The organism is Bowdeniella massiliensis, assembly GCF_023634005.1.
Classification (GTDB): Bacteria; Actinomycetota; Actinomycetes; order Actinomycetales; family Actinomycetaceae; genus Bowdeniella; species Bowdeniella massiliensis.
The window spans coordinates 113,371-135,741 of the sequence record NZ_JALIQR010000009.1 but is presented as its reverse complement, the minus strand read 5'-3'; the positions used below and the strand labels follow the sequence as shown (position 1 = coordinate 135,741).

The 22,371-nt window shown below is 68.1% G+C and carries 19 protein-coding genes; 14 read left to right on the top strand and 5 right to left on the bottom strand.

Going from position 1 to position 22,371, the window contains the following annotated elements:
- Together MUN85_RS07920 and hemE are read right to left on the bottom strand one after the other, a co-directional pair.
- Nucleotides 1–1,503, bottom strand: a 1,503-nt coding sequence (locus tag MUN85_RS07920) for a protoporphyrinogen/coproporphyrinogen oxidase (RefSeq protein ID WP_250506216.1), incomplete at its 3' end; no start/stop codon positions are given.
- On the bottom strand, nt 1,500–2,630 hold the full coding sequence (gene hemE / locus MUN85_RS07915) for a uroporphyrinogen decarboxylase (RefSeq protein ID WP_250506215.1): 1,131 nt from the start codon (nt 2,628–2,630) through the stop codon (nt 1,500–1,502). The genes hemE and MUN85_RS07920, both read right to left, overlap by 4 nt.
- Before the next feature lie 256 nt (nt 2,631–2,886).
- Between hemE and MUN85_RS07910 the strand changes: the two genes are divergently transcribed.
- From MUN85_RS07910 to hemQ, 3 genes are all read left to right on the top strand, one after another.
- Entirely contained in the window at nt 2,887–4,488 is a 1,602-nt protein-coding gene (locus tag MUN85_RS07910; protein ID WP_250506214.1) for a glutamyl-tRNA reductase, read from the top strand.
- Nucleotides 4,485–5,681, top strand: a complete 1,197-nt coding sequence (locus MUN85_RS07905) for a ferrochelatase (RefSeq protein ID WP_250506213.1) — start codon at nt 4,485–4,487, stop codon at nt 5,679–5,681. Before MUN85_RS07910 ends, MUN85_RS07905 begins: the two co-directional genes overlap by 4 nt.
- Nucleotides 5,682–5,800: 119 nt before the next feature.
- Entirely contained in the window at nt 5,801–6,616 is an 816-nt protein-coding gene (gene hemQ / locus MUN85_RS07900; RefSeq protein WP_250506212.1) for a hydrogen peroxide-dependent heme synthase, read from the top strand.
- Nucleotides 6,617–6,747: 131 nt separating this feature from the next.
- Here hemQ and MUN85_RS07895 read toward each other — a convergent pair whose 3' ends face one another.
- Nucleotides 6,748–8,331, bottom strand: a complete 1,584-nt coding sequence (locus MUN85_RS07895) for an HNH endonuclease (protein WP_250506211.1) — start codon at nt 8,329–8,331, stop codon at nt 6,748–6,750.
- A gap of 241 nt (nt 8,332–8,572) precedes the next feature.
- On the opposite strand from MUN85_RS07895, the gene MUN85_RS07890 reads away from it, so the two are divergent.
- Nucleotides 8,573–9,646, top strand: coding sequence for an aldo/keto reductase (locus MUN85_RS07890; RefSeq protein ID WP_250506210.1), 1,074 nt, complete (start codon nt 8,573–8,575; stop codon nt 9,644–9,646).
- A 6-nt stretch (nt 9,647–9,652) separates the two neighbouring features.
- Here MUN85_RS07890 and MUN85_RS07885 read toward each other — a convergent pair whose 3' ends face one another.
- The gene (locus MUN85_RS07885; RefSeq protein ID WP_250506209.1) at nt 9,653–9,811 is read right to left on the bottom strand and encodes a helix-turn-helix transcriptional regulator; all 159 of its coding nucleotides are present in this window, start codon (nt 9,809–9,811) and stop codon (nt 9,653–9,655) included.
- A 159-nt stretch (nt 9,812–9,970) separates the two neighbouring features.
- Here MUN85_RS07885 and betT point away from each other — a divergent pair, with 159 nt between their 5' ends.
- From betT to MUN85_RS12755, 8 genes are all read left to right on the top strand, one after another.
- On the top strand, nt 9,971–12,106 hold the full coding sequence (gene betT, locus MUN85_RS07880; protein WP_250506208.1) for a choline BCCT transporter BetT: 2,136 nt from the start codon (nt 9,971–9,973) through the stop codon (nt 12,104–12,106).
- Between the two features lie 65 nt (nt 12,107–12,171).
- Complete coding sequence (locus MUN85_RS07875; protein WP_250506207.1) at nt 12,172–12,486, top strand: hypothetical protein; 315 nt, start codon at nt 12,172–12,174, stop codon at nt 12,484–12,486.
- Nucleotides 12,458–13,723, top strand: coding sequence for a 5'-nucleotidase C-terminal domain-containing protein (locus MUN85_RS07870; protein ID WP_250506206.1), 1,266 nt, complete (start codon nt 12,458–12,460; stop codon nt 13,721–13,723). Before MUN85_RS07875 ends, MUN85_RS07870 begins: the two co-directional genes overlap by 29 nt.
- A 59-nt stretch (nt 13,724–13,782) precedes the next feature.
- Nucleotides 13,783–14,346: an alkyl hydroperoxide reductase subunit C gene (ahpC, locus tag MUN85_RS07865; protein ID WP_073716032.1), complete on the top strand. Its 564-nt coding sequence runs from the start codon at nt 13,783–13,785 to the stop codon at nt 14,344–14,346.
- A 127-nt stretch (nt 14,347–14,473) separates the two neighbouring features.
- A complete protein-coding gene (ahpF, locus tag MUN85_RS07860) occupies nt 14,474–16,030 on the top strand; it encodes an alkyl hydroperoxide reductase subunit F (RefSeq protein ID WP_250506205.1) in 1,557 nt (518 codons plus the stop codon).
- 26 nt (nt 16,031–16,056) lie between these two features.
- Nucleotides 16,057–16,962, top strand: coding sequence for a LysR substrate-binding domain-containing protein (locus MUN85_RS07855; protein WP_250506204.1), 906 nt, complete (start codon nt 16,057–16,059; stop codon nt 16,960–16,962).
- Nucleotides 16,963–17,007: 45 nt separating this feature from the next.
- Complete coding sequence (gene brnQ, locus MUN85_RS07850) at nt 17,008–18,357, top strand: branched-chain amino acid transport system II carrier protein (RefSeq protein ID WP_250506203.1); 1,350 nt, start codon at nt 17,008–17,010, stop codon at nt 18,355–18,357.
- A 9-nt stretch (nt 18,358–18,366) separates the two neighbouring features.
- Nucleotides 18,367–18,558 carry a tryptophan-rich sensory protein gene (locus tag MUN85_RS12755; RefSeq protein WP_348647966.1) on the top strand — a complete coding sequence of 64 codons (192 nt, stop codon included), beginning with the start codon at nt 18,367–18,369 and terminating at the stop codon, nt 18,556–18,558.
- Between the two features lie 6 nt (nt 18,559–18,564).
- On the opposite strand, the gene MUN85_RS07840 is transcribed toward MUN85_RS12755, so the two are convergent.
- Nucleotides 18,565–19,734: an ROK family protein gene (locus tag MUN85_RS07840; RefSeq protein ID WP_250506201.1), complete on the bottom strand. Its 1,170-nt coding sequence runs from the start codon at nt 19,732–19,734 to the stop codon at nt 18,565–18,567.
- Nucleotides 19,735–19,832: 98 nt separating this feature from the next.
- On the opposite strand from MUN85_RS07840, the gene xylA reads away from it, so the two are divergent.
- A complete protein-coding gene (gene xylA / locus MUN85_RS07835) occupies nt 19,833–20,999 on the top strand; it encodes a xylose isomerase (RefSeq protein ID WP_250506200.1) in 1,167 nt (388 codons plus the stop codon).
- Between the two features lie 6 nt (nt 21,000–21,005).
- Nucleotides 21,006–22,334 carry a xylulokinase gene (gene xylB / locus MUN85_RS07830; RefSeq protein WP_250506199.1) on the top strand — a complete coding sequence of 443 codons (1,329 nt, stop codon included), beginning with the start codon at nt 21,006–21,008 and terminating at the stop codon, nt 22,332–22,334.
- Nucleotides 22,335–22,371: the final 37 nt, after the last annotated feature.

The following is a 22,371-nucleotide window of genomic DNA, read 5'->3' as shown; positions in this document are numbered from 1 at the left end:
GTCGACGGGGGTGGGAGCGCCGAGTGACGCGGCGGCGGACCGGGCGTGGGGCAGGATTGCTGCGAGGCCCGAGCCAGCGAGCCAGGCGCCGGTGGCCGCGAGCGACGGGATGGCCGCGAGGCGCTCCGTCAGGACCGCTACATTGGCGCGGTGCTGCGGGGTGGGCGGCGCGAGGGTGCCGTCCCAGCGGATGAGGCGGTGTGCAAGGACATCGGATGCGGCCAGGTCAGCGCCCGTCATTGCCGCGAGGTCCGCGAGCGCCGCGGGCACGCTCGGCTGCGGGTAGGGCTCGCCGTGGCGCCCATAGGACAGGCGCACGAGGTGATGGTGCGGGCCAAGCTGCGCGCGCAGTGCCTCGCCCAGCCACGGCCACTTTTCGCTCATGTGGGTCAGGGCCTTGGCGCCGACGGGGGCGCCGGCTGCCGAGTGCGCGCCCTTCGTGACGAGCATCCCGGAGCCGCGGGGCGCCGCATCGAGGGCGGGGGCGCGCAGCAGCATCGTGAGGTGCGCGATCGGCGAGCCTTCGGGCATGTCCCACGGCTCGATATCGAGCGCCCCGGCAAGCAGGCGCAGCGCGTGCGGGCCGGAGCACGCGACGATGACGCGGTCGGCCGCGAGCTCGCGCGTCGGCCCTGCCGGCTCCAGATGCGGGCCGCGGGCGGGGGCCATATCGGCGACGTCGAGCAGCCAGGCCTCGCCGCGGTCATCCCGGACCGTGTCGTGCTCGGGGGTGCCGCGCCGGAGCCCAAGGACGCCCGTGCGGGTGCGGATCTCGCCGCCGGCCGCGACGATCTCGCGCGCGAGGGCGCTCGTGAGCAGGTGCATGCCGCCAACGACTTGAACGACGATGGGCGGCGGCGTGGGGAGCTGGCGCAGCGCGGTGACCGCCCGCATGAGCGAGCCGTATTTCCGGGTGGCTGCGCGCAGGCCCGGGGCGACGACGTCGATCGCGAGCGAGGACGGTGGCGCGGAGTGGATGCCCCCGGCGACGGGCGCGACGAGCTTGGTCAGAACCGCCTCGCCGAGCCGCGCGGTAACAAAGGAGGCGAGGTCTGCGCAGTCGGTGCCAATATCCCCGCCCATCGTCAGGTCTTCGAGTGCGCGCGCGAGTTCGTCAGTTGTGAGGGCGGCGCGTAGATCGGCGTCGATTCCCGCGTCGTCGGAATCAGTGATGCCCGGCGGATCGAGGTAGCCGGGGATGCCGAGGATGCCGGCGGGGATGCGGATGGGGGTGCCGTCGGCGGCGAGCACCCAGGAGCGGCCGGCGGGCGGGGCGACGGACAGGCCGAGATCGGCGGCGAGGCCCGCCACTGCGCCGCCGCGCGTCGCGAAGGATTCGGCGCCGATGTCCGCGAGGATGTCCGTGCCTGCGACGGGTAGCGCCGCGATGAGGCCGCCGGTGTAGCCGCGCGCCTCCAGCATGAGCGGGCGGTGGCCGGCGCGCGCGAGTTCGTAGGCCGCGACGAGCCCCGCGAAGCCGCCGCCGATGACGACGGGTCTCACCGCGCCGCCTCCGCAGCGTCAGGGACGGCCGGATAGTGCGGCACGGGTAGCGAGTGGAGATAGGCGACGAGGTCGGTGAGGACCTGGGCGTCGGCGTTCGGCGGGACGCCGTGGCCGAGGTTGACGATGTGGCCCGGGGCGGCGGCGCCTTCGTCGACGACGCGCTTGGCGCCAGCGTGCAGCGCCTGGGTTCCCGCGAACAACAGTGCGGGATCGAGGTTGCCCTGCAGCACGTAGCGCCCGCCCAGCAGCGCGGCGGCCTCGGACAGCGGGGTGCGGTGATCGACGCCGAGCACGCTCGCTCCCGCCTCACCGAGCGCGGGCAGCAGGTGCGCGGTATTCGTCCCGAAGTGGATGCGCGGAACGTCGGGGTAAGCGGCGGCGACGGTGGCGAGCACGCGCTGCGAATACGGCATGACGTGCGCCCGGTAGTCCGCCTCGGAGAGCGATCCGACCCAAGAATCGAACAGCTGCATGACGCGCGCGCCGGCGCCGAGCTGGGCGAGCAGGAAGCCGGCAGACAGGTCCGCGCACCAGCTCATAAGGGCGTCCCAGCTCGCGGGATCGGCGTGCATGAGGGCGCGCGCGGCCAGGTGGTCCTTGGACGGCCGGCCGTGGACGAGGTAGGCGGCGAGCGTGAAGGGCGCCCCTGCGAAGGCGATGACGGGCGTGGCATCGCCTAATTCATCGACGACGAGGCGCATCGCCTGCTCGATTGGCGTGAAATCGGCCTGCGTGTGGGAGGTCAGGCGCGCGATCGTCGCGGGGGAGTTGGCGGCCTCGGCAAAGACCGGCCCGACGCCGGGCGCGATCTCCACCTCGACGTCGGCGAGCTTCATCGGCACGACGATGTCGGAGAAGAACACGGCCGCGTCGACGTCGTGCCGGCGCACCGGCTGGCACGTGATCTCGGCGGCGAGTTCGGGCATGAGGCAGGACTCGATCATGCCCGTGCCGGCGCGCGCCTCGTGGTACTCCGGCAGGGAGCGGCCGGCCTGGCGCATGAACCACACGGGGATGCGGTGGGGGCGGCGGCGCTGGGCGGCAGCGAGCAGCGCGGGCGGTGCGGCCGGGGATTGCGCTCCAGCAGTTTTGTCGACACGGGGCTCGAAGGGTGTGACACTCACGCCTCCATTGTGCCCGACGACGCGATAAAAGCCGAAGCCGTGTCGATGAGTCCGGGCTGCGGGTGTGTGGGGTGGTGGGCGTTGAGTGCGGCAGCGAATCAAGGGCTGCGTCGCGAAAGTTGGCGGCTGGTGGCTGGGTGCAGCGTCGGCACGCCGGTGAGGTTAGCCACGAGCTGTCGACAACAATCGTCGATTAAACCGAGAAGGCGCGAATGTTGCGGTTGTCGACACGAGGGCTTCGCGATGTTGACACAACGTGAAAAACTCCGGGCGCGAGGTGTGGTTGAATGACGGAATTGTGGGGCTCCATCTGTATTCCGTCCACCACCGCGTGCACGGGCTCGCGGGCGTCGAGCGGGTGACCCCCGCCGTCGACGGCCTCGCGCAGCGCGCGGTGAATTCCGCCCTGCCTATTCGCGGCGCCCTCGCCCTTGCCACGTGTAATCGCGTGGAATTGCTGCTCGACGTGGAAGAAACTGCCGCGCCGCTGAACTGGAGCGAGCTGGATACGTACGTCGAGGCGGAGCTGACGCGCCACGAGCAGGGGCGCGGTGGCGAGCGCGCGAGCGTCCACGCGACCGCCCATCACCTGGCCGACGCCGTCACTCACCTGTTCGATGTGGCCGCTGGGCTCGACTCGATGGTCGTCGGCGAGCGGGAGATTTCCGGCCAATTGCGCCGCGCGCTGACCGTTGCCGGGCGCCAGGGCACGGCCTCCTCCCTCATCCATCGCACCGTGCAGGCGGCGCTTCGTACCTCCCGCAAGGTGGCGCACCTGACCGGGCTGGCGTCCGCGGGTCGGTCCGTCGTGGGCGTCGGGCTGAACGTCGCTCAAGAGTTTTTGCCGCCGCTTGCCTCGTGCCGCGTCCTACTCATCGGGACGGGTTCGTATGCGGGGGCGTCCGTCGCCGGGCTGCACGAGCGCGGCGCCATGAATATTGCCGTGCACTCCTCCTCCGGGCGTGCCCAGCAGTTTGCCGCGGGGCACGATCTCACCGCGATCGCGCCCGATGCGCTCATCGAGGAGCTCGCGGCTGCTGACCTCGTGGTCTCGTGCCGGGGACTCGGTTCGCCCGTGCTGACCGTGGCGGACATGCGGGCCGCACTGGCGCTGCGTGGCCATGGCTCGCGTGACGATGCATCGAGCGACGATGGCTCGGGCGGCGACGCGACGCGAGACGTGGTGCTGCTGGATTTGGCGCTGACCCGCGATGTTGAGGTGGGTGTCGGCAAGCTGCCCGGCGTGCGCCTCATTGACCTACATGACGTGCGCCGCGCGGTTCCCGACGTCGGCTTCGATCAGGTGGCACGGGCGATCGATCTGGTGCGTGATGGCACCGCAGAATTGGCCCGCGACCTTGATCAGCGGCGGCTCGATCCCGCGATTGTGGCCGTGCGTTCGCTCATTTCCGATGCGGTCGACGACGAGATTGCGCGCCTGCCTGCGGACGGCGAGATTTCCCGCGCGGCGGCGATCCAATCGCTGCGGCGGCTTGCTGCGCGGATGGCGCACATCCCGACGGCGCGCGCCCACGATGCCGCGGTGGCCGGGCGCGCCGAGGAATACGTCGATGCGCTGAACGCCGTGCTTGGTATTGATGCCGAATTGGGCGAGCGGGCGCTCGCGAGCGCCCAGGGCTGCGGCCGTGCCCAACTCTTTGGCGGCACCTCTCAGCTCACGGCGGCGTCGTCGCAGATGAGTGCCGAACGAGCGGCGGGTTCCGCCTCGTTGGAGAGGGCATCGGCGCTGGAAAATGCGTCGCGCGCCCTGGATGGTACGTCGAGTGAGTTTGATTCCTCGACCTGCCCCGTCACCGGCATTACCCTGACCGATCTGGGACGCAAGGAGTCGTCGTGAACCCTGCCGCCACTACCGATCCGCTCGCGCCGTTTGATGCGGTCATGTACGTCACCTATGGCGGTCCGAATGGGCCCGATGACGTGCTGCCGTTCATGCGCAATGCGACGGCCGGGCGCGGGGTGCCCGACGACCGACTCATTGAGGTCGCGGGGCACTATCAGCGCTTTGGTGGAGTTTCGCCGATCAACGAGCGCAACGAGGAATTGCGGGCGGCGCTCGCGGCGGAACTTGCTGCGCGGGGCTCGGCCCTGCCCGTCGTCATCGGGAATCGGAACTGGCATCCGTTCATTAAGGACACGCTGGCTGCGCTCGCGGCCGAGGGCAAGCGGAGGATTTTGGTGCTGCTGGCCTCGGCGTACGCCTCCTATTCCGGGTGCCGTCAGTACCGCGAGGATCTAGGCGTGGCCGCGGCCGAGCTGGCCGAGGCGGGTATTGAGCTCACCTTTGCGAAGGCACGACCGTACTACACGACGCCGGGTTTCCTGGCGGCGGCAACGGATGCGACGGCGGCGGCTTGGGACGATCTGGTTGGCGGCGAGCTTGGTGGTGATCGCGGCAGTGAGGATCGGGCGGCGGAATACCGGATCGCGTTCGTGACGCACTCGATTCCGACGTCGATGAATGCCAATGCGGGGCCACCGGATTACGTCGCCCAACACCTGGCGGTATGCGAGGAGATCGTGGCGCGGCTGCAAGAGCGGTTTGGCTATGCGCCGGCTTGGGACCTGGTCTACTGCTCGCGCTCCGGACCCGAGCATGTGCCGTGGCTTGAGCCGGACATCAACGATCATCTCAGCGAGCTTGCGGCCGGTGGTGCAGTCGGCGGTGACGGTGTCGCCGGGGGTGCGACCGGTGGTGACGGTGCGGTGCGTGGCGTCGTGGCCGTGCCGATGGGCTTCACGTCCGATCACATGGAGGTCGTCTTCGACCTGGATGTTGAGGCGGCAGAGACCGCAGCGGAGCTGGGACTTGAGTATCGGCGGGCGGCGACCGTCGGGACCGATGAGCGGTTTGTTTCTTCGCTCGCGCACGTCGTGCAGGAAGTGGCTGCGGCGGAGCAGGGGCAGGACGTCGAGACGGAGCCGGGCGACCTCGGGCCGTGGCCCGCGCGGTGCCGGGCGGGGTGTTGCGCGGCGGTTCGGCATCCGCACGCGCCGGCGCCGCGGCCAACCGTGTGCGGGGCGGACTGAGCAGGTGTGTGCGGGACGGAATGAACGTGTGGGATCTGGCTAGGACCAACTGAGCGCTGAAGCGCAGAACCCGGCGGGCAGCACGGCGCGGCGGGTCATCACGAGAAAAGGAAGCTGCGATGGAAGACAAACGTCCAGAAGCTAGTGGAGATGAGCGCGGCGAGGCTGCGGCGGCAGGGGCGCCGGGAGAGAGCGGAGAGCGCGGGCATCGGCCCAGCGCCTCGGTGCGCGATCACCGCGATGGGCCGCGCGCCGATCGCAAGGCCGTCAATGAGCTCGAGCACTTCTCGCTGCACGCCGTCTTTGGTGTGGCCGAGGGGGTGCCGGCAGACGATGCCGAGCGGGCTGCGCTGGTTCAGGCCGTTGCAGCCGCGACGGCAGCCGAAGGCGTGACGCTGCGCGGCTGGTATGACGTCGCGGGTTTCCGCGCCGAGGCCGACATCATGATGTGGATCCACGGCGAGGACGTCGATGCGCTGCAGGCCGTCTATCACCGGGTGCGAAATGAGCTCGTGGGCGCGTTCGAGCCGGTGTGGTCCGTCGTCTCCACGCATCGTCCGTCGGAATTCAACCGCGGACATATTCCCGCGATTCTCGATAACTTTGGGCCGCGGCGTTACATCTGCGTCTACCCGTTCGTGCGCTCCTACGAGTGGTACACGATGGCGCCGGAAAAGCGCGCGAAAATGTTGGCCGAGCATGGGATTTCGGGGCGGCAGTTCCCCGACGTGCTGGCGTCGACGCTGTCCGCGTTTGCGCTGGGGGACTACGAGTGGATCCTGTCCTTTGAGGCGGATCAGCTGAACAAGCTCGTCGATGCGATGCGGCATCAGCGGGCTGTTGAGGCGCGGCATCATGTGCGCGAAGAGATTCCCTTCTTCACGGGTCCGCTCGTGGAGCTTGGCGAACTACTGGAGCGGCAACCGCGCGGCTGACGTGACGCGGCGTGGCTGGGTGCTGCGTCGGCGTGGAGGCATGGCTGAGGGCCGGACTCCGCTCCCAGGTGCTGGGAGGGGGTCCGGCTCAGCTGTGTGTGAGGCGGATTTTCGGGAGCTGTTTTATCGGCTCACGTGCTCGGGGGATCGCCCGATGAGCGTGCGGGATCACTGTGAGGGCCCGCTCGGGAGTCAGTGCTGGAGGCAGCTGAAGGGTCAGCGGAGGGGGCAGCGGAGGGGCCTTCGCCGGGGCTAGACCTGGGGCCTGCCCGCTTGGGACGGGCACGCTTAACGCGCTCGAAGTGCGGTTTGAGTCCGTAGGTGGTTCCGAAACGCGCGTGGCGGACCGGGCGCTGCAGCGGGTCGCGGCTGATCGGCGGAATGAATTCCGGGACGCCGTCGTCGGACATTCGCATGGTGGAGAAATCGCGGCTGTTTGGCGGGTTTTCGACCTGTGCGTGGTGGGTTTCGCACAGCGCGCAAAGGTTGTCGAGTGTTGTGGTGCCGCCGGCGGCGAAAGGCACGATGTGGTGGACGATGCAGCGGACGAATGGGATGTCGCAGCCCGGGTAGACGCAACCGCCGTCGCGCTTGCGAACGTGTTCGCGGATCTCGCCGACGGCGAGGCGGGGTTCATCTGCTGGACGGGGTGCGTCAGCTGAGCGGGGGTCCACTGCCAGTCGGGTCCCGGTGGTCGGATTGGTCTCCGCGGCGGGAGGGGCGGGCTGGGGCGGTAGCTCATCGTCCGCCATCGCTGTGGCTTCTTTGACGAAGTCCGGGGCGTCCTCAAGGTTTCCTTCGAGCGCGAAAAGCTCGTCGAAGGAATCAGGAAATGCGTCAGAGGGAGCTGTGGTGCCGGAGGGGCTGGGGGTGCGCGGGTTTGGTGAGCGGCGCTTCGGGTCGCCGAAGCGGCGGGCCAGCTCGATGAGGGCCTCGATGCGGCGTTCTTTCAGCGGCTTCGGGTCTTTGCCGGCGTTCAGGCGGCGGCGACGGATGGATTCGGCGATCCGGTCGATGACGGGGGTGAGGATCGAAGTGTCCGCGCCCGTGAGGTGCATGGCGACGTCGGTTCCGAACTCCGGGTGGTTGCGATCACGCGGGGTGAGGATCATGGCGCGGTCCGCGGCTGAGCGCTCCTGCTTGATGGCGGCGAGGGCCTCTTGGGATTTCTTGGAGAGTTCGTCGACGTCGGCCATGAGGCGCTCGCAGTCGGTTTTGAACGACTGCGGGTCGGTCATGGCGGCGCGCTGAAGGAGGTCGCGCGTGAGGGCCTCGAAGGGTTCGTCGTCGAAGAATGGTTGGACGGTCGCAAGGGCCTTGACGGCGTGCGGGATGTGGCCGCGGCCGATGCGGGCGTCGGCGAAGGCGGCAAGGACGAGCGGGAACTGCGAGATATCGCGCGCGGCGAAGACGGCGTTGGTGGCGCGGCGCGGGGTGTCCTTGGTTTCGCTGGCGATGATGTCCGCGAGGTAGGTGCGTTCGGCTTTGGCGGCCTTGGCGGCGTCGGCATCTGCGACGACGCGGATGCGCGTGTGTTCCGTGGCGCGGGCGATGCGTTCGGTTAGGCGGACGGCGCGTAGGTGGGCTTCGTCATCGGGGCGGTGCCAACCGGCGGCGGTGCCGGCCGCGAGAATCTTGTGCGCGAGGTCCAGGAGATCGAGGCTGAGTTCGCCGCTCGTCGTCGTGAACTGCTCGATGAGGGTGGTGGCGTCCAAAGCTGTCTCCTTTCGTGTTCGGCGCTTCTTGCTGTCTGCCGAGCTTCTGCTGGGCGGTCGTGCTTCTGCTGGTGGGGCTCGTGTGGTGGTGTTGTGACGTCACTATCGCAGGCGGGGCGCGTCGGGAATCGCGCGGTGCGCACGTCGCGTCGCGGATACGGTGGATGTGTGCCGTTGTGGACAACCGCGGCGGGCGCCGACGGATTCGGCGGGCGCTTGTGGCGTTGGACGAGGAGGAAGCATGGAATCGCGAGTTTTGGGTCGCACCGGGCGCGAGGTGTCCGTCATTGGGCAGGGGTGCTGGCAGCTCGGGGCGGATTGGGGAGACGTCGAGGAGAAGGACGCACTCGGAGTGCTGCGGGCGGCTGCGGCTGGTGGCGTGACGTTCTTTGATACGGCGGATGTCTATGGCGATGGGCGTAGCGAGCAGCTCGTCGGGCGGTTCGTTCGTGAGGTCGCGGGCGAGGGGGCCGGTGCTGACGAGGGAGATCGTGCGGGTGAGGGCGACCAGCCTGGTGCGGGCTCGTCGGTGATGGTGGCGACGAAAATGGGCAGGCGGGCCGATCCGCATGAGGCGTCGGCCTATACGGTCGCGAATTTTGCGGCGTGGAATGATCGCTCGCGACGCAATCTTGGGACCGAGCGGCTGGATCTCGTTCAGCTGCACTGCCCGCCGAGCGAGGTCTACCGCGACGATGCGGTCTTCGATGCGCTCGATGACATGGTGGCGCAGGGTCGGATGGCGGCCTATGGCGTGAGTGTGGAAACCGTCGATGAGGCGCTTGCGGCGATTGCGCGGCCGAATGTCGCGAGCGTGCAGATCATCATCAACGTCTTCCGGCGAAAGCCACTTGAGGAGGTGTTGCCGGCGGCGGCGGAGGCGGGCGTCGGGATCATTGCGCGCGTGCCGCTGGCCTCGGGACTGCTATCTGGGAAGTACACCGAATCGACGACGTTTGCCGCGAGCGATCACCGCAATTACAACCGGCGCGGTGAGGCGTTTGACGTCGGGGAGACCTTCGCGGGCGTGCCCTTTGACGTTGGGTTGGCTGCTGCGCGGGAGTTTTCCGGGATCGTCGGCGAGCTGAAGTCGTCGTACTCGGACTTCGAAACGGCAACTCCGGCGCAGGTTGCGCTGCGATGGATCGTCGACCAGCAGGGGGTTTCGACTGTTATTCCGGGGGCGCGGAGCGCGCAGCAGGCGCAGGCAAATGCCGCGGCCGGTGAGTTGCCGCGGCTGCCTGCGGGCGTGGATGAGGAGTTGGCGTCGCTATATGCCAAGCACGTCAAGTCGCATGTCCACGATCGGTGGTAGTGCCGGTTAGGGTTCATCGGGGCTGAAAATGTCCTCGATCTGGCATTCGAAGATGCTTGCGAGGCGGAAGGCCAGTGGCAGTGATGGGTCGAAGTGGCCTTTTTCGACCGAGACGATCGTTTGGCGGGTGCCGCAGGCTCGTACGTCCTGGGTGTCAAGCGTCATTTTGTTGCCGGGAGTTCGTCGGAGGCGGGTATAACCGTCGTTTCCCGGTTTGCGACAAAGAATCGGCAAATGCTTCGTTTGTGGGGCTTGGGTCTTCTTAGTTCGGCACGTGTCGGCTAGGTTGACGGGGTGATCAGCAAGAATTCCCGCACTTTAGGCGTGCCCGAAACCGATCCTGAGGACTATCGCGAGGGGACAGCGCCCAACAGCGCTGTTAACTGGCCCGTCTTTATTGCCTCGGGCGGTGGCATCCTCGCGATCGCGCTGTGGGCGATCATCGAGCCCGGACAGGCCGAAACCGTTTTGACGTCGGCCGTCGGCTGGATCAGCGAGAACCTTGGCTGGTGGTACATCGGGCTCGCGACCGCCGTCGTCGCCTTCGTCGTCATCGTTGCGGCGAGCCGGTTTGGGCGGGTGCGGCTCGGGCCGGATCATTCGCGCCCGCAATACCCGTGGTACTCCTGGGCGTCGATGCTCTTTGCCGCGGGGATCGGCGTCGATCTGCTGTTTTTTGCCGTCGCCGAGCCCGTGACGCAGTACTTCACGCCGCCCGCGGGTGGGGCCGAGACCGTCGCCGCGGCGCGGCAGGCCGTCGTCCTGACGATCTTCCACTACGGGATTACCGGGTGGGCGATGTATGCGCTGATGGGGATGTGCTTTGGGTATTTCGCCTATCGCAAGGGGATGCCGCTGACGATTCGGGCGGTGCTGTACCCGATCATCGGCAAGCGGGTGAATGGCGTGGCCGGGCATGGCGTCGAGGTGGCGGCGATGCTCGGGACCGTCTTTGGGGTGGCGACCTCGCTCGGCATTGGTGTGGTGCAGCTGAACTACGGGCTGAGCCTGCTCTTTGGGGTGCGCGAGGGGCTTGCCGCGCAGATCGCGCTCATCGCCGTGGCCGTCGGGGTTGCGACGTGGTCGGCCGTCTCGGGTGTCGATAAGGGGATCAAGCGGCTGAGCGAGTTCAACGTCGGGCTTGCGATCGTGCTGCTCGGTTACATCCTCATTACCGGCCGGACGGCATTTTTGATGGATGCGCTCATCATGAACGTCGGGGAGTACGCGACGAGCTTCCTCGGACTGTCGATGGATACCTATGCGTTCGACGGCGCGACCGAGTGGCTCGGGCTGTGGACGCTGTTCTTCTGGGCCTGGTGGGTGGCGTGGGCGCCGTTCGTTGGGCTGTTCCTCGCGCGGATTTCGCGTGGGCGCTCCATTCGGCAGTTCGTGCTCGGCACGCTGACCGTGCCTTTTATGTTCGTGGCGCTGTGGATCTCGATCTTTGGCAACTCCGCGCTTGAGATCGTCATGGGCGGCGACGCGGCCTTTGGGGAGGCGGCGATGAACACGCCGGAGCGCGCCTTCTACCAGCTCATCGAGCTCTACCCGGCGGCGCCGCTCGTGGCCGGGGTGGCCTCCGTCGTCGGGCTGCTGCTGTACATCACGTCGGCCGACTCCTCGGCCCTCGTCATGTCAACCTTCACCTCGAAAGTCGATGCGGCGCACCGCGATGGGCCGGCCTGGTCGCGCGTCTTTTGGGCGCTGACGACCGGCATCCTGACGATCGCGATGCTCGTCGTCGGCGGGATTCCGACGCTGCAAATGGCGACGGTCATCATCGGGTTGCCGTTCTCCGTCGTGCTCGTGCTGGCCATGGTGGGACTGTGGCGCTCGCTGCAGGATGAGAAGGCGCGGGCCTCCGCGCGCGAGGCCGGGGCGTCGGCGCTCGGCATCGACCGATCCTTCGCGCAGCGACTCAGCTACGCCGTCACCTACGCCAATGACGATGATGTGCGTGATTTCGTGATCGAGGTAGTCCAGCCGACCCTCGCGGACGTCGGGCAGATGCTCCACACCATGTCCGGCAATGGGGAGGGTTCGGACGGGGTGCTGCTCGAGGTGCGCGGCGTGGACGTCGTCGATGCCGTCGACCATCAGCTCGTGCACGAGCTGCCGGAAGTTGAGCTCGTCGTGCCGCTGGCCGGGGGCGATTTCATCTACGGCGTGCAGCCGATCTCGCGGCCGATGCCCTCGTATGCGTTCTCGATGGAGCCGCTCTCGCGCGTCTACTACCGGCTCGAGGTGTTCGGTCCGACGGGCTCGCTAGGGTACGACGTGCTCGGAGCGACGCGCGAGCAGCTGACCGATGATGTGCTCGCACGCTTTGAGGAGCACCTCGAATACCTCGAGCTTTCCGGAATGCAAGACGGCGCTGCGCGCAGTGGCAAGCTGCGCGGGTTTTCCAAAAACGTGAAAAACCGGCTCGCCGACGTACGCTCCCGCTCGACCCGCTAGGTGCGCGCGCCCGTATGTCACGGACCGTTAACGGCCGCGCAACGCGGCGGCCCTACGATCGCGGCATGGCTCTTGTGCGCGGAATTCGGTTAGTCCTTGCCGCGGCCCGCGCCGAGGACCCCCACGCGATCACGGCCTTCGGCGGCGATCAGGACGGCGGAACGCTTTTCGGCGCGGTCTACCGCGGCGAACCCTTTGTCAAGGCGTTCAATGAACTCGGCGTCGACGTCGCCGGGTTCGGTCGGCACGATTTCGATTTCGGGCTCCAACACACCCGCCACCTCATGGGCCTCGCGCAGTTCACGTGGATTAGCTCGAACCTGACCGTCGACTCCCAGCCCGTCAGCCCTGATGGCCGCACTGCCATCATCGAGGGGTGAAGGTCGGCTTCCTGTCGCTCTCGGGCGATATGGAACGACGATCGTCGGCGACGAGGTCGACCAGGGAGATTTCGTCGCCTCCGCTCGCAGCGCGGCCGCCGAACTTCAGGCCGGTGGCGCTGAGGTCATCATCGCGCTCACCCAGATCACGAACGATGAGGCGCGCGACGTTCTCAACGCGGTGCCCGCAATCGACGCCGCGATGACCGAGGAGGCGAGCGGGAGCTCACCGGTGCGCATCGAATATGCCAGCGGCGAGCGGCCAGTCGTCTCGCCGGCCGCGGACTACGGCACCGTCGTGCGATTCCGCGCGAGCCTCGATGAGGCGGCCGCGGTCAGCGTCGTGCCGACGATCCTGCCCGTGAGCGAAAACGTCGCCGCCGATCCGGCGTGGAGCAAAGTGCAGGCACGTTACGCCGCCGAGATGGATGCCAAGCTCAGCGAGAAAGTCGGGGCCGCCGCGCAGGACCTGTCGCGCCCCGAGCTCGGACGGATCGTCGCCCAGGCCCACCGCGAATACGCCGCGACCGACTTCGGGTGGCAAAACGGCGGCGGAATCCGCGCCGAACTGCCGGCCGGCACGCTCACCAAACGCAGCGTCCTGTCGGTGTTGCCCTTCGGCAACGGCCTCATCAGCATCACGACGACGGGCGCCCATATTAAGGATGCGCTTGAGCAGGCGATCGAATCCGACCCGGACGGCAATCGCGGCTTCCCGCGCACGGCCGGGCTCTTATACGACGTCGACCTTGACAAGCCGGCGGGCGAGCGCGTGAGCAACCTGCGCGACGAGGCGGGACGCCCGCTCGATCCCGCGGCACGGCACGATCGACGTCCTGCCCGAGGCCCCCGGCGGCGAGGCGACGCCCACGCCCACCCCGAGCACAACACCGACGGGCGAGGCCGCCACCCCCGCGCCGTCGGCCTCGCCGACGCCCGCGCCGAGCAGTGCGGCTCCTACGGCTGCGCCGACGAGCCCTGGCGAGGGTACGCCCTCGGGCGATCCCCGGCCCGCACCCGGGCTACCGGTGACGGGCGGCCAGCTGCTCGGCCTGCTCGGCGTCGCTGCCTTGCTCATCCTCGGCGGCGCGGCGGCGATCATCCTCGTGCGTCGGCGCTCGGGCAGCATCGGGCACGACAACTAGCCAAACCACTCACGGTTTTGTCGACACTGTGGGTCAACTCACCATTGATAGGGCCTATGGAAGTGGAGATCGACCGTAGTTGGCGGCTATAGTGAAAGTGTCGTCGACGCCGGAAGAAAACCGGCGAAATCTGAGCTTTTTAGGAGCACACATGAACCTCATGAACACCAAGATCAAGCCCTTCAGCGCGACCGCATTCAAGGAAGGCGAGTTTGTCGACATCACGGAGGCAGACGTCCTTGGTAAGTGGGGCATCTTCTTCTTCTACCCGGCCGACTTCACCTTCGTCTGCCCGACGGAGCTGGGCGATATCGCGGACCACTACGAGGAGCTGCAGCGCCTCGGCGTCGAGGTCTTCTCCGTCTCGACCGACACGCACTTTACGCACAAGGCCTGGCACGAAACCTCCGAGACGATCGGCAAGATCAAGTTCTACATGATCGGCGACCCGAACGGCGTCGTCACCAACAACTTCCAGAACATGCGCGAGGGCGCGGGCCTGGCCGACCGCGCCACCTTCCTCATCGACCCGGACGGCGTCATCCAGTTCATGGAGGTCACCGCCGAGGGAATCGGGCGCAACGCCTCCGAGCTCATGCGCAAGGTCAAGGCCGCGCAGTACGTCGCCGCCCACCCCGGCGAGGTCTGCCCGGCCAAGTGGGAAGAGGGCGAAGAGACCCTCGCCCCCTCGCTGGATCTCGTCGGCAAGATCTAACCAGCTCATGGCGTGGGCCCTCGAAACATCGGGGGCCCACCGCCGTGCTGCCCGCGCGCTTCCGCCCGCGGTGCCCAGCCGTCCCAGCCGCCTGAACTTTTCGTCCTGATAGCACAAAGGATTTCTCGTGCCCGTCCTCAACGACGCTCTGACCGCCCAACTTAAGCAGCTGCTCACCAACGTCTCGCAGCCGATCGAGCTCCTCGCGAGCCTCGATAACTCCCCTAAATCCGCCCAAACGCGCGACCTGCTCACCGAGATCGCGGCGCTGTCGGACAAGGTCAGCGTCGGCGAGCTTGCCGATCCGCGCACCCCGAGCTTCCTCATCCGCCGCGTCGGCACCGACATCGGCGTGCGCTTTGCGGGCCTGCCGCTCGGTCACGAATTCACCTCGCTCGTGCTCGCGCTGCTGCAGGTCGGCGGGCATCCGCCGAAGCTCGATGACAAGCAGGTGGCCGCGATTCAGGCGATCACGCAGCCGCGCGAGTTCGTCACCTACATGTCGCTCACGTGCACGAACTGCCCCGACGTTGTCCAGGCGCTCAATGCGATCAGCGTGCTCAACCCGAAAATCCGGCACACGACGGTCGAGGGCGGCACCTTCCAGGACGAGATCGACGCGAAGGGCGTCATGGCCGTGCCCGCCACCTACGAGGGCGATGAGCTCATCTCCTCGGGCCGCGCGGGCGTCGATGAGTTCATCGCGCTGCTCGATACCGGCGCCGAGGCGCGCGCCGCCGCCGAGATGAGCGAGGCCGAACCCTACGACGTCCTCATCGTCGGGGGCGGGCCGGCCGCCTCGGCGGCCGCGATCTACGCCGCGCGCAAGGGCATCCGCACCGGCATGATCACCGACCGGCGCGGTGGCCAGGTGCTCGACACGATGTCGATCGAAAACCACGTCTCGGTCACCTACACCGAAGGCCCGCGCCTGGCCGAAGACCTCAAGGCGCACGTCGACCAGTACGGCGTCGACGTCTACACCCCGCAGCTGGCCGATGCGCTCATCCCGGCGGGCGCGCCTGGCGAGCTGCACGAGATCTCCACGACCTCGGGCGGGCGCCTGCGCGCCAAGGCGATCATCCTCGCGACGGGTGCGTCCTGGCGCCTCATGGGCGTGCCCGGCGAGAACGAATACCGCAACAAGGGCGTCTCCTTCTGCCCGCACTGCGACGGCCCGCTGTTCAAGGGCAAGCGCATCGCCGTCGTCGGCGGCGGCAACTCCGGCATCGAAGCGGCGATCGACCTCGCGGGCGTGACCGCGCACGTCACCGTGCTCGAGTTCATGGACGAGCTGAAGGCCGACCAGGTGCTCATCGACAAACTCCACTCGCTGCCCAACACCACCGTCATTACCGGGGCGCGCACCACCGAGGTGCTCGGCGACGGCGATAAGGTCACGGGCCTGAGCTATGAGGATCGCGCCTCGGGCGAGATCCGGGGCCTGGACGTCGACGGCGTCTTCGTGCAGATCGGGCTCATGCCCAACACCGCGTGGCTCACCGACACCGTAACGCTGTCCGATCGCGGCGAGATCGTCATCGACGAGCGCGGGCACACCAACCTGCCCGGCGTCTTCGCGGCGGGTGACTGCACGACGGTGCCCTACAAGCAGATCGTCATCGCCTACGGCGCCGGCTCGACGGCTGCGCTTGCGGCCTTCGATCACCTCATCCGCTCCTAGCGGGCGCATCGAGCACGGGAGTTTCGATGAAGCTGCGGGATCTGGAATACCTCGTCGCGCTAGCCGAGGAGGGCAATTTTTCGCGCGCCGCCGTGCGCGCCGGGGTGTCCCAGCCGACGCTGTCGACTCAGATCAAAAAGCTCGAAACCGAGCTCGGCGTCCCGCTCGTGGAGCGCACGCCCGCCGGGCTGCTGTTTACCGAGGCGGGGCGCCAGGTGCTCGCGCGTGCCCGGCACGTCATGAGCGACCTCGCCGAGATCCGCATGCTCGCGCAGCAGGCGGCCGATCCCGCGAGCGCCACGCTCACCCTCGGCATGTTCCCCACCCTCGGGCCCTACCTGCTGCCGCGCCTCATGCCGTACCTGGCCGAGCGCCTGCCCGAGCTCAAGGTGCGCCTCGTCGAGGATAAGTCCGAGGCGCTGCTAGCTCAGCTGCTCGCCGGTGAGATCGACGCCCTCACGCTCGCCGAGCCGCCGGCGGCCGACGGGCTCGCCGCCGAGCACCTCTTCCGCGAGGAGTTCCTGCTCGCAGCTCCGCGCGGGCACGCGCTCGTTGAAGGGGAGCTTGAGCCGCTGCGGCTGTCGGCGCTGCGCGACGTCGACGTCCTGCTGCTCGACGACGGGCACTGCCTGCGCGATCACGCCCTGAGCCTGTGCCAGTCCGTCGGCGCCCGGCAGGCGAATTTCCGGGCGACTTCGCTCGAATCGCTGCGCTACATGGTCGCCGGGGGAGCGGGCGTCACGCTCATGCCGCGCCTGGCCGTCACCCCGCCCGTTGCCGCCGTCGACACCCTCGCGCTACGCGAATTTGCCGCGCCCGCCCCCTACCGCGACATCAGCCTGATCTGGCGGGAAACCTCCGCGCTCGCCCCGCTCATGGGCGAGCTGGCGGCAGCGCTGCGTGAGGCAGGCAGCACCGATCTTGGATCGTGAAAAGGTGAGCGCTCCGCGAGGGCCTCGCGCCTAGACTGGCTCGACGTGACTCGCTCCGTTTCCCGCACCTACCTCGTGACGGGCCTCGCCCTTTTTGCCATGTACTTCGGTGCGGGCAACCTCATCTTCCCGGTCATGATTGGCGCCGAATCGGCGGGCGCCCGCCCCGCCGTGCTCGCCGGATTCCTCCTCACCGGCGTCGCGCTGCCCATCCTTGGGATGCTTGCCGTCGCGACGGAACGGCCCGGGGAGTCCGGCGGGATCGCGAGCCGCATCGGCGCCATGCCGGGCCTCGTCTTCACGCTCGTCATTTTCCTGTCGACGGGCATGCTCTACGCGATCCCGCGGGTCATCACCATCAGCTATGAAATGTCCGTGCGGCCCTTTCTCGCCGGGCCTGCCGCGGCCGGGCCGCTGCCGCTCGCGCTGTACGCCGCCGCCTTCGTCGCGATCGCCATCGCGCTGACGATCAACCCGCGCCGGCTCATCGACCACGTCGGTGGTTGGCTCACCCCCGCCCTGCTGGCCCTGCTCGTTATCCTCATTACGGCGGCGGCGTGGCGGCTGTCGGCGACGGGCGGCGCCCCGAGCGGCGAGTACGCCACCCACCCGCTGCCCGCCGGCCTGCTGCAGGGCTATTTCACGATGGACGCGCTCGCCTCCTTCGTCTTCGGCGTCGTCATCATCGCCCAGCTGCGCGACCGCGGCTTTACCGGGCGGCGACGCCTACTGCCGGCCATGGCGATCGTCGGCGCGATCACGGGCATCGGGCTCGCGGCCGTCTACGTCGGGCTCGCGCTGCTCGGCAATCGCGTCGCGGACGCGGGAGTGGACAATGGCGCCCAGGCGCTCGCCTTCGCCGCCGAGACGCTCTTCGGCCGGCCGGGCGTCGCCCTGTTCGGGGCGATCGCGATCCTCGCGTGCCTCACGACGGCCGTCGGCCTGTTCGGCGCCGCCGGCCAGTACTTCGCGCGCCTCATCCCCGGCGCGCGCTACCGCGTCGTCCTCGCCGTGCACGCCGTCGTCGCCTTCGTCCTGGCAAACCTCGGGCTGGACGCGATCCTCGCCGTCGTCGCGCCCATTAACCAGCTCATTTACCCCGTCGCGATCTGCATTATCGCCGTCGCGCTGATCGAGGCCGCCCTCGCGATTGTTCGCCCCCGCCAGCTGCGCTGGACCTACCGACTCGCGGCGTGGGTCGCGGCCGCCGTCGCGCTGCCCGAGGCTCTCGCGACGACGGGCATCGCGGCCTTCGCGCCGTTGCGCGAGGTGCTCGCGGGCGTGCCGGGCGGCGCCTTCCAGATGGCGTGGGTGCTGCCCGCGCTTGCCGCCGCGCTCATTGGCGCGCTCCTCGATACGCGTATAATCGCGCGGGAACCGGTGATAGCTAGCTAAGCTAGGTATATTTCTGACACGTCACGACTGTCCAAAAATGTCCTTGCTACGACAGGTGGCGTTGTTGCCGCCGCCGAGCTCACCCGCCGCACCTGGCGCGTGAACAAGACGCGCGGGGCGCTGCTCGCCGCCTATCCCGCCTGGGGTACGCTCGCGACGGCGCTGAACGTGTGGATCATGCGCGAAAACCGCAGCGGGTAGCGCGCCTCAGGGTGCGGGCGCGGCTAGGAAATCGATCGGCGCTGCGAGCAGATTCGTGAACGCCGCATAGGCCGCACCGAGGACCACGGCGTCCTCGCCTGCCTCGGTCGCCGTGAGGTCGATCGGTACGCGCCGCGCCGCCATCGCGCGGCGTCGCAGTACCTGTTCGATGAGCTCTCGCTTGCGCTCCAGCAGTTCCGCGAGCTGCCCGCCGAGAACGATGACGGGCACGTCGAGCAAGTTGACGAGCGCGGCGAGCGAGACTCCCAGGGCCTGAGCGCTGACGTCGAGAGCATCGCCGGTTTCCGCGTGGCGGCCGAGGGCTTCGGTGAGCGCCTCGCGGCCGACATAGCGTTCGAGGCAGCCCGTGGAACCGCAGCGGCAGTCGGGCCCATTCGGGTCGACGGTGAGATGGCCGATTTCGCCGGCCCAGCCATGCTCGCCGGTCATGACCGTGCCGCCCTCGACGATCGCGGCACCGACGCCGATCCCGCCGGAAAGGTAGGCAAAATGTTGCCGGGGGCGAGGCGCGCCCGGGGCGCGGAAGGCGGCGGTGAGCGCCGCGAGGTTCGCCTCGTTCATCACCTGCGGGCGGGGGAGGTGCCCCGCGGCGGGGGTGTCCGCGAGCGCTGTGGCAACGTCGTCGGCAATGGGCACATCGTGCCAGCCAAGGTTGGGCGCATCCAGCAAAATGCCCGCGTCGGAATCGACGAGGCCGGGCACAGCGATCGTCACCCCGCACAGCCGCGCATCGGCCTGCAGCTGGCCGACGACGTCGGCGATCATGACGGCGAGCTCGGGCAGGACGTCTGCGGGGCGCGAGCCGACGAGGTCCCCGATGCGTACTCGGCGCGCGACTTCCACACCGCGCAGGTTGATCGCAATGACGCGCAGCGCATCCACCCCGATGTCGACACCGATCCCGATGACGCGGGCCGAGCCCACGAGTCCCAGCGCGGGCCTACCGGGCCCCGTCGCGGGCGGCGGCGGTAGCTCGTCGAGCAACCCACCCGCAACCAGCTCGTCACCGAGGCGCGAACTCGTCGCTCTCGTGAGCCCCGCGTCCGACGCGATCTGCGCCCGGGAGGGCGGTACTTCGGATGCGAGCGCGTGCGCCAGGACGAGCTGCATGTTCATTGCGCGCAGGTTTTCCGCGCGAACGGAGTGCTTCGGCATTTTTTCAATCTACTCAACAAATCCCCTTGACACACGCGCAACGCGGTATTAGTTTGAGGATTAAACAAAAGTGCGTGTGGATCTCAAAGGAGCGAGCAATGCGGCAACCAGCAAAGAGCGACAAGTTTTCCTTCGGCCTGTGGACCGTTGGCTGGCAGGCGGTCGATCCGTTCGGCGACGCGACCCGTCCCGCCCTGGACCCGTGGGAATACGCCACCAAACTTGCCGAGCTCGGTGCCTATGGCATTACCTTCCACGACAACGACGTTTTCCCCTTCGATGCGAGCGATTCCGAGCGCGACGAGATCGTCGGCAAGCTGAAGGATGCCACCGAAGCCGCGGGCCTCGTCATCCCCATGGTCACGACCAACACGTTCACCCACCCGATCTTCAAAGACGGCGGACTGACGAACAACGACCGCGCCATTCGCCGCTTTGGCCTGAAGAAGATCCTGCGCAACGTCGATCTCGCCGCCTCACTCGGCGCGGAAGTCTTCGTCATGTGGGGCGGTCGCGAGGGCGCCGAGTACGACTCCTCTAAGGACCTGAACGCCGCATTCGAGCGTTACAAGGAGGGCCTGGACGCCGTCGCCGGCTACATCAAGGAGCAGGGCTACGACCTGCGCATCGGCCTGGAGCCGAAGCCGAACGAGCCCCGCGGCGACATTTTCCTGCCGACGGTCGGCCACGCCCTAGGCCTCATCGCCGAACTCGATCACGGCGATATCGTCGGCCTCAACCCGGAAACGGGCCACGAACAGATGGCCGGCCTCAACTACACGCACGGCATCGCCCAGGCATTGAACGCCGGCAAGCTCTTCCACATCGACCTCAACGGCCAGTCGGGCATCAAGTACGACCAGGACAAGAGCTTCGGCCACGGCGATCTCTCCAGCGCATTCTTTACCGTCGACCTGCTGGAAAACGGCTTCCCGGGCGGTGGCCCCCGCTACACCGGACCGCGCCACTTCGACTTCAAACCGACCCGCACCGAAGGCATGGAGGGCGTGTGGGAGGCCGCAGCGGCGAACATGGAAATGTACCTCATGCTCGCGGAGAAGGCGAAGGCCTTCCGCGCCGATCCCTACACCCAGGAGCTCATGGCGGCGGCCTCCATTCCTGAGCTCGCCGAGCCCACCATGGCCGAGGGCGAGAGCTACGCGGACCTGCTCGCCTCCGACGACATTGACCCCGAAGCCGCTGGCGAACGCGAGTACCACTACGTGGAGCTCTACCACAACGCCATGCGCCACCTCATCGGGTAGCTCGCCATGGCAAGGTTCGTCGCGGGCGTGGATTCCTCCACGCAGTCGTGCAAGGTTCTCATCGTCGATCCGGATTCGGGCGAGATCATCCGCTCCGGGGCGGCGCCCCACCCGGGCGGCACCGAGGTGAGCGCCGAGGCCTGGTGGCAGGCGTTTCGAGCCGCCGCGCGGGAAGCCGGCGGGCTCTCGGACGTTGCCGCGATCTCGGTCGGCGGCCAACAACACGGACTCGTGACGCTGGATGCCAGCGGCGAGCTCGTGCGAGACGCCCTGCTGTGGAACGACACTCGATCCGCCAAGGCCGCGAGCGAGCTCACCGAGGAACTCGGTGCGCAGACGTGGGCCGAGGCGTGCGGGTCCGTGCCGGTTGCCTCACTCACGGTCTCCAAGGTGCGCTGGCTCGCCGAACACGAGCCGCAATCCCTGGAACGCACCGCCGCGATCTGCCTTCCGCACGACTACCTCAGCTGGCGCCTTGCCGGTACCGGCGAGATCGCCGACCTCACGACGGATCGCTCCGATGCCTCCGGAACTGGCTACCTCGATCTGCGCACTGCCGAGTATCGCCTCGACCTCCTCGCCCGCGCGCTGAAAGCCAGTGAAGCACGGGCCGCTGACATCCAGCTGCCGCGCGTCGTCGCGCCTTTTGACGTCGCCGGCGAGGTGACGCGAGATATCGAAGAGATCGGCCTCGCTGCCGGCACCCTCATCGGCCCCGGCTGCGGCGACAATGCCGGAGCCGCCCTCGGACTCGGCCTGCAGCCAGGCGAAGCATCGATCTCGATCGGAACCTCCGGCGTCGTCGCCGTCGTGAGCGATAAGCCCGTGTGGGACCCGAACGGTGTCATCACCGGCTTCATGGATGCCACCGGCAATTGGCTCCCGCTCGTCTGCACCCTGAACGGCGCGCGGATCCTCTCATCCACCGCCGAGCTCCTCGGGGTCGACTTCGCGGCCTTCGACGAGCTCGCGCTGTCCGTCGCCGACGGCGCAGGCCTGGAAATGACGCCCTATTTCGAGGGCGAACGCACCCCGAACCTGCCGGACGCGACCGCCTCACTAACCGGTATGACCCTCGCGAACTGGGATCGCGCCCATCTCGCCCACGCCGCTGTGCGGGCACTTGCCATCTTGATGGCGAATGCCGCAGCCGCTGTGAGCGAGTGCGGCGTGCGCCTCAGCAAGGTCCGACTTATCGGCGGGGGAGCGCGGTCGGCTGCCGTGCAGCGCATCCTGCCCGAAGTCCTCGGAATCGACGTCGACGTCCCCGCCCCCGCGGAGTACGTCGCACTCGGCGCTGCCAAGCAGGCCGCCAACGTACTCAAGCGCGGATAACCCCCACCGGTCACCAAAGTTCCAAAAAGAGGCAAGG